General features: G+C 65.3%; 12 protein-coding genes. 1 reads left to right on the top strand and 11 read right to left on the bottom strand.

Annotated features, from left to right (window positions below; genetic code table 11):
- Window positions 1–152: 152 nt before the first annotated feature.
- From J8847_RS23255 to ndk, 7 genes are all read right to left on the bottom strand, one after another.
- Entirely contained in the window at window positions 153–824 is a 672-nt protein-coding gene (locus J8847_RS23255) for a tetratricopeptide repeat protein (protein WP_211527061.1), read from the bottom strand.
- Between the two features lie 48 nt (window positions 825–872).
- Window positions 873–2,210, bottom strand: coding sequence for a histidine--tRNA ligase (gene hisS, locus J8847_RS23250; RefSeq protein ID WP_211527060.1), 1,338 nt, complete (start codon window positions 2,208–2,210; stop codon window positions 873–875).
- 84 nt (window positions 2,211–2,294) lie between these two features.
- Window positions 2,295–3,581, bottom strand: coding sequence for a flavodoxin-dependent (E)-4-hydroxy-3-methylbut-2-enyl-diphosphate synthase (gene ispG, locus J8847_RS23245; protein WP_211527059.1), 1,287 nt, complete (start codon window positions 3,579–3,581; stop codon window positions 2,295–2,297).
- Window positions 3,582–3,594: 13 nt separating this feature from the next.
- Window positions 3,595–4,632 (bottom strand): RodZ domain-containing protein, encoded by a 1,038-nt coding sequence (locus J8847_RS23240; protein WP_211527058.1) that lies wholly within the window; start codon window positions 4,630–4,632, stop codon window positions 3,595–3,597.
- Between the two features lie 10 nt (window positions 4,633–4,642).
- Window positions 4,643–5,440, bottom strand: a complete 798-nt coding sequence (pilW, locus tag J8847_RS23235; RefSeq protein ID WP_211527057.1) for a type IV pilus biogenesis/stability protein PilW — start codon at window positions 5,438–5,440, stop codon at window positions 4,643–4,645.
- A complete protein-coding gene (gene rlmN / locus J8847_RS23230; RefSeq protein WP_211527056.1) occupies window positions 5,440–6,609 on the bottom strand; it encodes a 23S rRNA (adenine(2503)-C(2))-methyltransferase RlmN in 1,170 nt (389 codons plus the stop codon). Before rlmN ends, pilW begins: the two co-directional genes overlap by 1 nt.
- Window positions 6,610–6,710: 101 nt before the next feature.
- Window positions 6,711–7,136 (bottom strand): nucleoside-diphosphate kinase, encoded by a 426-nt coding sequence (gene ndk, locus J8847_RS23225; RefSeq protein ID WP_211527055.1) that lies wholly within the window; start codon window positions 7,134–7,136, stop codon window positions 6,711–6,713.
- 261 nt (window positions 7,137–7,397) lie between these two features.
- On the opposite strand from ndk, the gene J8847_RS23220 reads away from it, so the two are divergent.
- Window positions 7,398–8,090, top strand: coding sequence for a Bax inhibitor-1/YccA family protein (locus J8847_RS23220; protein ID WP_211527054.1), 693 nt, complete (start codon window positions 7,398–7,400; stop codon window positions 8,088–8,090).
- 269 nt (window positions 8,091–8,359) lie between these two features.
- Here J8847_RS23220 and rlmD read toward each other — a convergent pair whose 3' ends face one another.
- The 4 genes from rlmD to J8847_RS23200 all read right to left on the bottom strand — a co-directional run.
- Window positions 8,360–9,769, bottom strand: coding sequence for a 23S rRNA (uracil(1939)-C(5))-methyltransferase RlmD (rlmD, locus tag J8847_RS23215; RefSeq protein ID WP_211527053.1), 1,410 nt, complete (start codon window positions 9,767–9,769; stop codon window positions 8,360–8,362).
- A 291-nt stretch (window positions 9,770–10,060) separates the two neighbouring features.
- Window positions 10,061–11,065, bottom strand: coding sequence for an RNA polymerase sigma factor RpoS (gene rpoS, locus J8847_RS23210; protein WP_211527052.1), 1,005 nt, complete (start codon window positions 11,063–11,065; stop codon window positions 10,061–10,063).
- Between the two features lie 7 nt (window positions 11,066–11,072).
- Window positions 11,073–11,960: a peptidoglycan DD-metalloendopeptidase family protein gene (locus J8847_RS23205; protein WP_211527051.1), complete on the bottom strand. Its 888-nt coding sequence runs from the start codon at window positions 11,958–11,960 to the stop codon at window positions 11,073–11,075.
- 39 nt (window positions 11,961–11,999) lie between these two features.
- On the bottom strand, window positions 12,000–12,621 hold a 622-nt coding region (locus J8847_RS23200; RefSeq protein WP_211527050.1), incomplete at its 5' end, for a protein-L-isoaspartate(D-aspartate) O-methyltransferase.

Here is a 12,621-nt window from a genome sequence, read left to right as displayed (position 1 = left end):
CCCCCCCCCCCCCCCCCCCCCCCCCCCCCCCCCCCCCCCCCCCCCCCCCCCCCCCCCGCGCCCCCCCCCCCCCCCCCCCCCCCCCCCCCCGCCCCCGCCCCGGGGGCGCCGCCCCCCCCCCCCCCCCCCCCGGGCCTGTTCAATCATCGACTTTAAGCAGCCGCCTTCTGTTCAGCCGCTTTCGGCTCTGCCGGCGCGGTCCCGCCGATGGATTCGAGCTTGATCTGGACCAGCTGGCGGCCCGGATTGTTCTTGTCCATGGCGGCCAGGGCCGCGACGTACGCCTGGCGTGCTTCCGCCAGCTTGTTCTGGGCGACCAGCACGTCGCCCTTGCGGTCGTTCACTTCGGCGGCGAACTGCGGCAGGAAGTCGGTGCCGAGCAGCTTGATCGCCTCGTCGTAGGCCTTCTCGTCCAGCAGCACGCCCGCCATGCGCAGCTTGGCGACCGACTTGTACTCGTCGTTGCCGTGGTCGATGGCCCACTGCAGGTGCGCCTTGGTGGTCTTCAGGTCGCTGGCGTCGAAGGCGGCCTTGGCGCCGGCCAGCGCGGCCATCTGGGCGTAGGCGGTGCCTTCGTACTTGGTCTTGATGTCGCCGGCGACGCGCTGGACCTTGGCGTTGTCCTTGGCTTCCAGGGATTTCTGCAGGTCGTCGTACAGCGCCGAGGCCTCGGCGGCCTGGGTGCGCTTGTGCGAGTTCCAGAAGTTATACGCGGCGTAGGAACCGAGCGCCAGGATCAGCACCCAGGTGATGATGTTGCCGTACTTGGACCAGAAGGCCTTGAAAGTCGCTATCTGTTCCTGTTCTTCGAGATCGTATGCCATTGTCTTGTCTGTTTTTCTGGTAGGTGGATCGGTCTGACTACTTCTGTGTTACGGGTGGTAATGCACGTGGTCGTGATCGTGGTCGTGGTCGCCGACGATCTGGTCGACCACGTAGTCGACCACATTCTCGAACGGCACACTGGCCTGCTGCTGCTGGCCTGCTTCGCCGCGCATGGCTTTCACCGCCGCCTGGCTCTTCGCGACTTCGTCCTCGCCGATGATCACGGCGAAGGCCGCGCCGCTGCCGTCGGCCTTCTTCATCTGGCTCTTGAAGCTGCCCGCGCCGGCCGGCGTTGCGCAATGTAACACAACATCCAGGCCCGCATCGCGAAGGCGCTCGGCCAGGATGAAGGCTTGCGCCTGGGCTTCCTCGCCCTGGTGGACCATGTAGACGTCGCACTGGTTCGGGGCGGCGGTCTCGCCCAGGCCCTTCATCAGCTCGATGATGCGTTCCATGCCCATCGCGAAGCCGACCGCCGGGGTGGCCTTGCCGCCGAAGGTTTCGATCAGCGGGTCGTAGCGGCCGCCGGCGCAGATGGTGCCCTGCGAACCCAGTTCGTCGGTGACCCACTCGAACACGGTGCGGTTGTAGTAGTCCAGGCCGCGCACCAGGCGCGGGTTGATCGTGTACTGCACCGCATTGCGGTCCAGGATCTTCTTCAGGCCTTCGAGGTGGGCCAGCGATTCCTCGCCCAGGTAGTCGAGCAGCTTGGGCGCCTTGTTGACCATGTCCTGCATGGCCGGGTTCTTGGTGTCCAGGATGCGCAGCGGGTTGCTGTGCAGGCGGCGCTTGGCTTCGGCGTCGAGGATGTCCTCGTGCTTTTCCAGATAGGCGATCAGGTCCGCGCGGTGGCGCAGGCGCTCGTCGGCGTTGCCTATCGAGTTCAGTTCCAGGCGCACGTTCTGGATGCCCAGGTCGTCCCACAGGCGGCGGCACATCATGATCAGTTCCGCATCGATGTCCGGGCCCGAGAAGCCGACGGCTTCCGCGCCGAACTGGAAGAACTGGCGGTAGCGGCCTCGCTGCGGACGCTCGTGGCGGAACATCGGGCCCTTGTACCACAGGCGCTTGGGACCGTCGTAGACCAGGTTATGCTCGAGCACCGCACGCACCACGCCGGCCGTGCCTTCCGGGCGCAGGGTCAGCTTGTCGCCGTTCATCGAGTCTTCGAAGGAGTACATCTCCTTCTCGACGATGTCGGTGACCGCGCCGATGGCGCGCGCGAACAGGCCGGTTTCCTCGACGATCGGGGTGACGATCTTCTGGTAGCCGTAGCTCTTCAGGATCGTTTCGGTGGTGTTCTCGAACAGCTCCCACAGCGGTGCGTCTTGCGGGAGGATGTCGTTCATGCCTTTGATGGCGACGATTTTTTCTGGTTTGGACATATTGTTAGCTCTTCTCCCGTCATCCCCGCGCAGGCGGGGATGACGTGCTGGGGGCGCGGGTCAACTCAAGCGCGCCCGGTTATCTTATTGTGCGGCCGTCTCGCGGCTGTAATTCTTCTTCACGTAATCGAGCACGATGGTCTTGAACTCGTCGACAATGCGCTCGCCGCGCAGGGTCGCGAACTTCTGCCCGTCGACGAACACCGGCGCCGCCGGCGATTCGCCCGTACCCGGCAGGCTGATGCCGATGTTCGCGTGCTTCGATTCGCCCGGGCCGTTGACGATGCAGCCCATCACGGCCACGTTCATCGCTTCCACGCCCGGATAGGTCTTCTTCCACTCCGGCATCTGCTCGCGCAGGAAGGTCTGGATGTTGTCCGCCAGTTCCTGGAACACGGTCGAGGTGGTGCGGCCGCAGCCCGGGCAGGCGATCACCATCGGGGTGAACTTGCGCAGGCCCATGGTCTGCAGGATCTCCTGGCCGACCACGACTTCCTTGGTGCGGTCGCCGCCCGGTTCCGGGGTCAGCGAGATGCGGATGGTGTCGCCGATACCCTCTTGCAGCAGCACCGACAGCGCGGCGGTCGAGGCCACGATGCCCTTGCTGCCCATGCCGGCTTCGGTCAGGCCCAGGTGCAGCGGGTAGTCGCAGCGGCGCGCCAGTTCGCGGTAGACCGCGATCAGGTCCTGCACGCCCGACACCTTGCAGCTCAGGATGATCTTGTCGCGCGCCAGGCCCACTTCTTCCGCACGCACGGCGTTCTCGATCGCCGAGGTGATCAATGCCTCGTACATCACGGCCTGGGCGCTCCACGGATTCGCACGCGCGGCGTTTTCATCCATGATGCGGGCCAGCAGCGATTGGTCCAGGCTGCCCCAGTTGACGCCGATGCGCACCGGCTTGTCGTACCTGGCGGCGATCTCGATCATCTGGGCGAACTGGGTGTCGCGCTTGGCGCCCTGCCCCACGTTGCCCGGGTTGATGCGGTACTTCGACAGCGCCTGCGCGCACTCCGGATAGTCGCGCAGCAGCAGGTGGCCGTTGTAGTGGAAGTCGCCCACCAGCGGCACGTCGACTTCCATGCGGTCGAGCTGCTCGCGGATGGCCGGCACCGCGGCCGCCGCTTCCGGCGTGTTCACGGTGATGCGCACGATCTCGGAACCCGCGCGCGCCAGTTCCTTCACCTGGATCGCGGTGCCGATCACGTCGGCCGTGTCGGTATTGGTCATCGACTGCACCACCACCGGCGCGTCGCCGCCCATCCAGACCTGGCGCTGGCCGTGCGTGACCAGCACCTTGCGGCTGGCGCGTCGGGCCATCGGGCCGGAGGGGATCGGATCCTGGATGCAGGGTTCGTTCATCGAAGTCATGTAATTCAGCTCGTTATTTCAGGGACACGCGCGAGATGGTCTTGCCCGGCGATTGCGGCAGCGCCACGGCGGCGCCGCGCAGGGTCGCGCTCACGCCGGTCGGCGCGCCGACCACCAGGTTCACCGGCTCGGTGACTTCGATGGTCTCGGTGCTGCCGGCCTTGACCAGGCGCGAAATCAGCGGACGGCCGCCCTTGGCCGGGCGCACTTCGATCCAGGAATCCTCGCGCACGTTCAGCACCAGGGCGTTGGCGCCCGCGGCCGGAGCAGCGGCAGCCGGAGCGGCAGGCGCCGGAACAAGCGCAGCGGCCGGCGCGGTACCGGCGGGCACGGTCGTGACCGGCGTGGTGGCTGGCGTCGTGGCCGGCGCAGCCGCCGGCGGGGTGACGGGCGCAGTCGTGCCCGGCGCCGCGCCGGTCGGGGCCGGAGTCGTGGCGTCGGAGGCCGGCGCCGGCACCGAGATCAGGGGCACGGACGGATTGTTCAGCGGGCCCTGGACGGTACCCGGCGCAGCAACGCCATTGTTCGCAGGTGCGGTCGCGCCGACCGGGCTCTCGAGCACCACGCCGTCGGCCGGATTGGCGTCGGCGGCCGGGCGATTACCCGGGAACACGCCGAGCTGCCAGGCGGCTGCGACGGCGCCGGCGACGACCAGCGCGCCGACGATCCAGCCCACCGGCAGGCGGTTGCGCTTGCCGCCGATCGGGAAGCGGGTTTCGTTGAAGGCGGCCGGGCGCTGTTCGCGGCGCGCCATCGGGGCGCCTGCCTGCGCTTGCGGCGGCATGTTCAGTTCGATCATCGAGACCAGCGGCGCGGCGTCGATCTTGAGCAGCTTGGCGTAGGCGCGCACGAAGCCGCGGGTCACGGCCGGGCTCGGGAGCGAAGCATAGTCGCCCGCTTCGATCGCCACCACCTGGCGCGGCGCCAGCTTGAGCTGGTCGGCCACCTGTTCCACGGTCCAGCCCATCGCCTCGCGTTGCGACTGGAGGGTCTTGCCCGGGTTGCCCGAGGGGTTGTCCGGGGTGCCCGGCTGGTCTGCGTGCTCGTTCATGTTGTCTGTCTCACTCATCAAAGGCCCCGCGCTCGAACGCGGCGTACTCCTGCGAACCGGGGAAGCGCTTGCGCAGCTGCGCAGCCAGGCTGGCTTCATGGGTCCGGTCGCCCAGCTTGCGCTGCACGCGCATCGCCAGCCACAGGGTGTCGGCCGGGAGCGTGTCGAGGGTCGCTGTCTCGATCAGGCGGTTAATGAAAAAACCGGCGCGCTGGTAATCGCGCCGCTCGAAATAGACCCGCGCCAGGCCGGCATTGGTGGCCTGCAGTTCGGGGTTCAGACGCAAGGCGTCGAGCAGGTAGCGCTCGGCCGCGTCCATGTTGCGGTTCTTGATGCTGCACACGCCCGCATTCACGAGGGCGCTCACCGGCGTCTGGTAAGACGGGTTCTTGATGGCCGCATCGAAATAGCGCATCGCCTGGGCCGGCTTGTTCAGCGACTGGCACAGGAAGGAGCCATAATTGTTCGACAGGCCCGGATTGCCCGGCGCCAGGCGCAGGGCATGCTGGTAATTGTCGTCGGCCAGGGCCAGCTGCCCCATCTCCGTGTAGATCAGGGCGCGCAGGCCATAGGCCTCGGCATACTCCGGATACACGGCGATCGCCTGCTTGACCTCGTCGAGGGCGATGTCGTGCTTGCCCTGCTGGTAGTAGCCGACCGCGAGCTGCACCCGGATCGAGGCGCGCTTCTCGGCCGCCGTCTCGTCGGACGCGGTCTTCAGCTCGCCGCCGGAATTGGCGCCCGGGCCGGCGCAGCCGGCCAGCAGCACAAACAGCAACGCGGTTGCGGCCCTGCCGGCGGCGCGCATCAGGAAGGAATCTCCACGATGCGCCCGAAGTCGGCGCCGAACTTCTTCTGGTACTCGGCCATCTTCTCCATGCGCTGGGCGACGCGGGTGCGGTCCTGCACCTCGCCGGCCAGCTGGCCGCAGGCGGCGTCGATGTCGTCGCCGCGCGTCTTGCGCACGGTGGTCACGATGCCGGCGTCCATCAGCACCTGGGCGAAGGCCTTGATGCGCGGATTCTTGGAACGGGTCAGGCCCGATTCCGGGAACGGATTGAAGGGAATCAGGTTGAACTTGCAGTTCACGCCCACTTCCGGGTCGTTGACCAGGGCAATCAGTTCGCGTGCGTGCTCGTCGCTGTCGTTGAAACCGTCGAGCATGCAGTATTCGAAAGTGATGAAGTCGCGCGGGGCGAACTCCAGGTAGCGCTTGCACGCGGCCAGCAGCTCGCGCAGCGGGTATTTCTTGTTCAGCGGCACCAGCACGTCGCGCAGGGCGTCGTTCGACGCGTGCAGCGACACGGCCAGGGCCACCGGCACGTCCTGGGACAGCTTGTCGATGTTCGGCACCACGCCCGAGGTCGACAGGGTCACGCGGCGGCGCGACAGGCCGTAGGCGTTGTCGTCGAGCATCATCTTGAGCGCGGTGACGGTCGGCTCGTAGTTCAGCAGCGGCTCGCCCATGCCCATCATCACCACGTTGGTGATCTGGCGCTCGCCTTTCGGACCTGGCTCGATGCCCTTGGTGCGGCGCAGCTCGAACTCGGCCATCCACAGCTGGCCGATGATCTCGGCGACCGTGAGGTTGCGGTTGAAGCCCTGCTTGCCCGTGGAGCAGAAACGGCAGTTGACGGCGCAGCCGGCCTGGGTCGAGATGCACAGGGTGCCGCGGTTCTCTTCCGGGATGAACACGGTTTCGACCGCGTTGCCGTTGCCCACGTCGACCAGCCACTTGCGGGTGCCATCAAGGGAGGTGTGGTCGCTGATGATGCCCGGCGCGCGCACTTCGGCGCGGGTCTTGAGCTTTTCGCGCAGCGACTTGGCCAGGTCGGTCATGCTGTCGAAGTCAGCTGCGCCGAACTGGTGGATCCAGCGCTGCAGCTGCTTGGCGCGGAACGGCTTCTCACCCAATTCGGCGCAGTAAGCGACGAGTTGCGCGGGATCGAAGTCCAGCAAGTTGGTGAGAGTCGTCATGATGTTGTCCTTAATTCAAATTCCCCGCTCGCGCAGTCCCGAGGACTCGGGCGAGCGGGTTTACTCTAACAATTAGCTCGGGGCACTGGTCCCCGCGCCAATTAACGCGAGTAGACGTTCAGTGCCGGGAAGTAGTAGGCGATTTCCACGGCGGCGGTTTCGGCGGCGTCCGAACCGTGCACGGCGTTGGCATCGATCGAGTCGGCGAAATCGGCGCGGATGGTGCCGGCGTCAGCCTTCTTCGGGTCGGTTGCGCCCATCAGTTCGCGGTTCTTGGCAATGGCGTTTTCGCCTTCCAGCACCTGGATCATGACCGGGCCCGAGACCATGAAGTCGACCAGGTCCTTGAAGAACGGACGAGCAGCGTGCACGGCGTAGAAGCCTTCGGCTTCAGCGCGCGACAGTTGCACCATGCGGGCAGCAACGATCTTCAGGCCAGCGCCTTCGAAGCGGCTGTAGATTTGGCCGATCACGTTTTTTGCAACTGCGTCCGGCTTGATGATGGACAGGGTGCGTTCGATTGCCATTGTAAAAACTCCAATAAAAAGAAAGGTTAGAATCGAGAAATTCGTTAGAACTTTGGAACTCAATCAACCTTTAATTTTACCATATATCCCCCATATAGAGGCTATTGCGGCCAAGGCAAGCGGAGTGTTACAGTGGCGGCGAAAAATCGCCCAGTTTCATTGTCGTTTCTACCAGCACGTGCTTCTTTGCCTGTTTCATGCAGATTTAAGCTGGCTGGGCTATGCTGAACCTGAGGCATCCTTTACTCAACCGGAGGCAATATGTTCCCTAGTACGCAACAGCAACGTACCATCGACCTGACCAAAGGTGGCCAGGTAGCGTCGCGCAACAAAGTTCTGCGCAACACGTACTGGCTGCTCGCGCTGTCGATGATCCCGACCGTCCTGGGCGCCTATATCGGCGTATCGATGCAGCTGCCTATGTTCAGCGGCATCATGGGCTTCGTGATCTTCATGGCGATCGCGTTCGGTTTCATGTTTGCCATCGAGAAAACCAAGGACTCGGCGGCCGGCGTGGCCTTCCTGCTCGGCTTCACCTTCTTCATGGGCCTGATGCTGACCCCGCTCCTGCGCCACACCCTGGGCTATTCGAACGGCGGCAGCCTGATCATGACCGCCTTCGGCGGCACCGCCTGCGTGTTCGCCGTGATGGCCAGCATCGCCACCACCACCAAGCGCGATTTCTCGGGCATGGGCAGCTGGCTGATGGCCGGCGTGATCGTCCTGATCCTGGCCGCGGTGGCCAACATCTTCCTGCAGATGTCGGTGCTGTCGATCGTGATCTCGGTGCTGGCGATCGGTATCTTCTCGGCCTTCATCCTGTTCGACGTGCAGCGCATCGTCAACGGCGGCGAGACCAACTACATCACCGCGACCCTGGCGATCTACCTGGACGTGTACAACATCTTCACGAGCCTGCTGCGCCTGCTGGGTATTGCGGGCGGGGATGACTGAGCGGTTCTAGTTGCCTGAAAAGAAACCGGCCTGAGGGCCGGTTTTTTTATGCTTAAGTGGCGCAAGGAAGCGCTTTGGCTGCGCTGCGAACTTGGGTCCCGGCTTTCGCCGGGAGTCGTAGGCGCCAGTGGCGCGTGCGACGGTCTTAAGGTTAGCGGCAGCTTTCGCTGTTAGTGTCAGCACATGAACCGTCGTTCCGGCGAAGGCCGGAACAATGCCACCGGCATTGTTCCGCCCAAGTTCAACGCACGTTTTAACAGACGCAACGCTTACTGCTGCTCGCCCTGCTCCGCAATCACAACAGCATTCTCGTCAAAGTCAGCCCCCTTCACCGGCTTCGGCCCCAGCTCGAACACCCCCACCGACTCGACGTGCGAGGTATGCGGGAACATGTTCACCACGCCCGCCTTCTTCATCACGTAACCCGCCTTGTGCACCAGGATCCCCGCATCGCGCGCCAGGGTCGACGGGCTGCAGGACACGTACACGATCCGCTGCGGCATCATGTCCTCGTGCGTCTCGCGCAGCTCCGCCAGCGCCAGGGCCAGGGCCATGGCGCCGTCGCGCGGCGGGTCGATCAGCATGCGGTCGAACTTGCCCAGCGCAACCAGGTCATCCTTGGTCACTTCGAACAGGTTGCGGGTGTAGAAGCTCGTCTTCCCCGACACGCCGTTGGCCTTGGCGTTGTCCAGCGCGCGGGTGGTCAGCGCGGTGCTGCCTTCGATGCCCACGACTTCGCGCGCCTGGGTGGCGAGCGGCAGGGTGAAGTTGCCCAGGCCGCAGAACAGGTCGGCGACGCGGTCGGTCTTCTGCACTTCCAGCAGGCGCAGCGCCTTCGACACCAGCACGCGGTTGATGTGGTGGTTCACCTGGGTGAAGTCGGTCGGCTTGAACGGCATCCTGATGCCGAACTCGGGCAGCGTGTAGTACAGCTCCTTGCCTTCCGGGTAGTACGGATAGGCGGTGTCCGGGCCCTTCGGCTGCAGCCACCACTGGATGTTCCACTGGTCGGCGAAGGCCTTCACCAGGGTTTCGTCGGCCGGGGTGAGCGGCGCCATGATGCGCAGCACCAGCACCGTGGTTTCCTCGCCGATCGCCACTTCGATCTGCGGCATCTGGTTGTAGATCGACAGCGCGCCGACCAGCTCGCGCAGCGGCACCAGCATTTTCGCCACGTGGTCCGGCAGGATCTCGCAGGTGGTGATGTCGGCCACGTAGGACGAGCTGCGCTCGTGGAAGCCGACCAGCACCCCGCCCTTCTTGGCCACGTAGCGCACCGACAGGCGCGCGCGGTAGCGGTAGTCCCAGGTCGGGCCGTACATCGGGCGCATGATGGTTTCGGCCTTCACTTTGCCGAGGTGCCACAGGTTATCCTCGAGGACGCGCTGCTTCATGGCGACCTGGGCCGACGGCTCCAGGTGCTGCATCGAGCAGCCGCCGCAGTAGCCGAAGTGCTGGCACTTCGGTTCCACGCGCATCGACGAGGCGCGCTGCAGGGTGACCAGGCGGCCGGATTCCCAGTTCTTTTTCTTGCGCAGGGTCTCGAAGCTCACGCGCTCGCCGGGGAGCGCGCCTTCGACGAAGATCACCTTGCCGGGCGTGCCGTCCTCGTTTTCCAGGTGGCCGACGCCGCGCGCGTCGCCGTCAAGGGCTTTGATGTCGATGAAAGTTTCTTGCATGGTGAAGGCGAAATGGGAATGGGCGCAGGGCTGGCTGCGCGGGGAGTCACAAATAAAAAATGGCCGGAAGCGGCCCGGCGGGCATCATAGCAAGGAATTGGGGTGGGCGCTACCGGGGCAGGCGGCTGCTCGTGCGATGTTGAACTTGGGTCCCGGCCTTCGCCGGGAGTCGTAGGCGCCAGTGGCGCGTGCGACGGTTTTTAGGTTAGTGGTGATATCTGCAGTTTGTGGTTGCTTATGCACGTCGTTCCGGCGAAGGCCGGAACCCAAGTTTGCACGCACACCGCTAACTCACAATAACGAATCCCGCAATACCCCACGCGCCGCCATCGCCCGCTTGAGCTTGATGAGCGCCTCCTGCTGGATCTGCCGCACCCGCTCGCGCGTCACGCCCATCTCCTCGGCGAGCGTCTCGAGCGTGGCCGGATCGTCGTTGTCCAGCCCGAAGCGCCGCGTCACCACCAGGCGCTGCTTGTCCGGCAGCCGCGCGAGCCAGTCGCGCACCAAAACCGTCACCTCGTGCTGCTCGGCGCGCACATCCGGACTGTCCTCGGCCTCGTCCGGCAGCATGTCCATCAGGCTCGATTGGGGATCGTTGTCCAGCGGCGCATCCAGCGAGGCCGCGTGCTCGGACAGGGCCAGGATGTCCTGCACCTCTTCCACCGGCCTTCCGACCAGGCTGGAAATATCCTCGGCCGAGGCGTCCTTGCCGTCGTGCTTCTGGGCTTCGAGGTGGTATTTGGCGCGCAGGACCTGGTTCAGCTCGCGCACCATGTGCACCGGCAGGCGCACCGTGCGCGCCTGGTTCATGATGGCGCGCTCGATGCTTTGGCGGATCCACCAGGTGGCGTAGGTCGAGAAACGGAAACCGCGCTCGGGCTCGAACTTGTCGATCGCCCGCATCAGGCCGATGTTGCCCTCCTCGATGAGGTCGAGCAGCACCACGCCGCGGTTGATGTAGTGCTTGGCGATCGAGACGACCAGGCGCAGGTTGTGCTCGATCATCTTCTGGCGCGCGTCGAAGTCGCCCGCCTTGGCTAAGGTGGCGAAGTGGACCTCTTCAGGCGGAGTCAGCAGTGGCCGCGCGCCGATCTGGTTCAGGTAGTGCTGGGTAGTATCGGTCGCGAGCTCGGCCTGCAAGACCTTGCGCAGCTCGTCGACCGTGTCGATTTCTGGGGTGCCGGGCAACATGCCCTCGGCGGTGTTGCCGTCAGCCGCAAGCTCGCCCTCGCGTTCCGGTTCATCCGGAAACTCGTCCGTCACATCCTGGTCTGGCGAGTGCGGCTCTTGCGTCATACCCTTCCTATCGGCCGGGCAAGAACCTCGATGGATCGACGGGTTTGCCCTGCTGGCGGATTTCGAAATGCAGCTTGACCAGTTCAGCGTCGGAATCGCCCATCTCGGCGATCACCTGGCCCTTGGCCACGTTGTCGCCTTCCTTCACCACAATCTTGCGGTTGTGCGCGTAGGCCGACAACAGGCTGTTGCTGTGCTTGACGATCACGAGGTTACCATAACCCCGGATGCCGCTGCCAGCATACATTACCTTGCCCGCGCCGGCGGCCACCACTTGCTGGCCCATCCTGCCGGCAATGTCGATGCCCTTGTTCCGGCCTTCGTCGAAAGTGGCGATGATGCGGCCGTCGGACGGCCACATCCAGCTCAGTTTGTCGTCATCGGTCGCGGTCACGCTGGGCGCGGCAGCCACGGCCGGAGTGGGCGGCGGCGTCGGCTCGAGGCGCGGCGCCGCTTCCTTCTGCGCCTCGGCGACATTGGTCTCGCTGTACGGCTTCTTGTCGGCGCGCGGCGTCGTCTTGCGCGGCGGCTGGGTGGCCGGCGGCGGCATCGGCACCGGCTGGGTGGTCACGCCCGCGGTCTTCTTGCCTTCCGGCTCGGCCACGCGCAGGACCTGGCCGACCTTGATGTCGTCCGGATCGCGCAGGTTGTTCCAGGCAACCAGGTCGCGGTAGTTCTGGCCATGGTCGAGGGCGATGCGCAGCAGGGTGTCGCCCTTGCGCACGGTGTACATACCCTTCTCGTCCTGCTTCGGCTCTTCGACGCGCGGCTGCGCCGGGCGGGTCTGGACAGCCGGGGTGCGCTCGACGATCGGCGCCTGGCGGGTGGTGGAAGTACAGCCGGCAACGAGGCCGAGGACTATCGTCAGAAGTGCTAAACGAGGTGCTTGTTTCATTGTCATTCTAGGTTCTGGTCCACAGACGGCGGGACACCGTTATACGGTGCCCGGACGCAGCGGCACGAAGTGGCAGGCTTCCAGCGTCTCGCTGGACCACTCGCTCTTGCCGGTGCGCGTGATGCGGTGCAGGTGCTGGACCTGCCCGCCGACGGGCGCGACGAGGTGCGCCCCGATGGCCAGCTGCTCGAGCAGTGCCCGGGGCACCTCGAGGCCGGCAGCCGCCAGGATAATGCCATCGAAGGGCGCCACCTGGGGCATGCCAAGCATACCATCGCCGTACTGCAAACGGAGGTTGGAAATACGCAAGGGCCGCAAATTGGTCTTCGCGAGCTCGTGCAAGGGTTTGATACGCTCGATCGAATACACCTCCTTCGCGACGAAGGACAGGACCGCGGCCTGGTAGCCGCAGCCGGTGCCGATCTCGAGCACGCGTTCCAGCTGTCCGCCGGCGCGCATCGCTTCGATCATGCGCGCGACGATGTAGGGCTGGGAGATCGTCTGGTTGTGGCCGATCGGCAGCGACGCATCGATGTACGCCTGGGCCGACAGGGCCGGTTCGATGAACAGGTGGCGCGGCACCGTCTCCATGGCGGCCAGCACCTTGGGGTCCGAGACGCCCTGGCGCGCGACGCGCGCCACCATGGCGCGGCGCACCGCT

Source organism: Massilia sp. AB1, from assembly GCF_018119385.1.
Classification (GTDB): domain Bacteria; phylum Pseudomonadota; class Gammaproteobacteria; order Burkholderiales; family Burkholderiaceae_D; genus Telluria.
This window is presented reverse-complemented; position numbering and strand designations above follow the sequence as displayed.

What these genes read in the sequence shown, in the direction of transcription:
- hisS (WP_211527060.1), bottom strand. Translation starts at nt 2,210, where the DNA reads ATGTCCAAACCAGAAAAAATCGTCGCCATCAAAGGCATGAACGACATC.
- ispG (WP_211527059.1), bottom strand. Translation starts at nt 3,581, where the DNA reads ATGACTTCGATGAACGAACCCTGCATCCAGGATCCGATCCCCTCCGGC.
- J8847_RS23220 (WP_211527054.1), top strand. Translation starts at nt 7,398, where the DNA reads ATGTTCCCTAGTACGCAACAGCAACGTACCATCGACCTGACCAAAGGT.
- ndk (WP_211527055.1), bottom strand. Translation starts at nt 7,136, where the DNA reads ATGGCAATCGAACGCACCCTGTCCATCATCAAGCCGGACGCAGTTGCA.
- J8847_RS23205 (WP_211527051.1), bottom strand. Translation starts at nt 11,960, where the DNA reads ATGAAACAAGCACCTCGTTTAGCACTTCTGACGATAGTCCTCGGCCTC.
- rlmD (WP_211527053.1), bottom strand. Translation starts at nt 9,769, where the DNA reads ATGCAAGAAACTTTCATCGACATCAAAGCCCTTGACGGCGACGCGCGC.
- rpoS (WP_211527052.1), bottom strand. Translation starts at nt 11,065, where the DNA reads ATGACGCAAGAGCCGCACTCGCCAGACCAGGATGTGACGGACGAGTTT.
- J8847_RS23255 (WP_211527061.1), bottom strand. Translation starts at nt 824, where the DNA reads ATGGCATACGATCTCGAAGAACAGGAACAGATAGCGACTTTCAAGGCC.
- pilW (WP_211527057.1), bottom strand. Translation starts at nt 5,440, where the DNA reads ATGCGCGCCGCCGGCAGGGCCGCAACCGCGTTGCTGTTTGTGCTGCTG.
- rlmN (WP_211527056.1), bottom strand. Translation starts at nt 6,609, where the DNA reads ATGACGACTCTCACCAACTTGCTGGACTTCGATCCCGCGCAACTCGTC.
- J8847_RS23240 (WP_211527058.1), bottom strand. Translation starts at nt 4,632, where the DNA reads ATGAACGAGCACGCAGACCAGCCGGGCACCCCGGACAACCCCTCGGGC.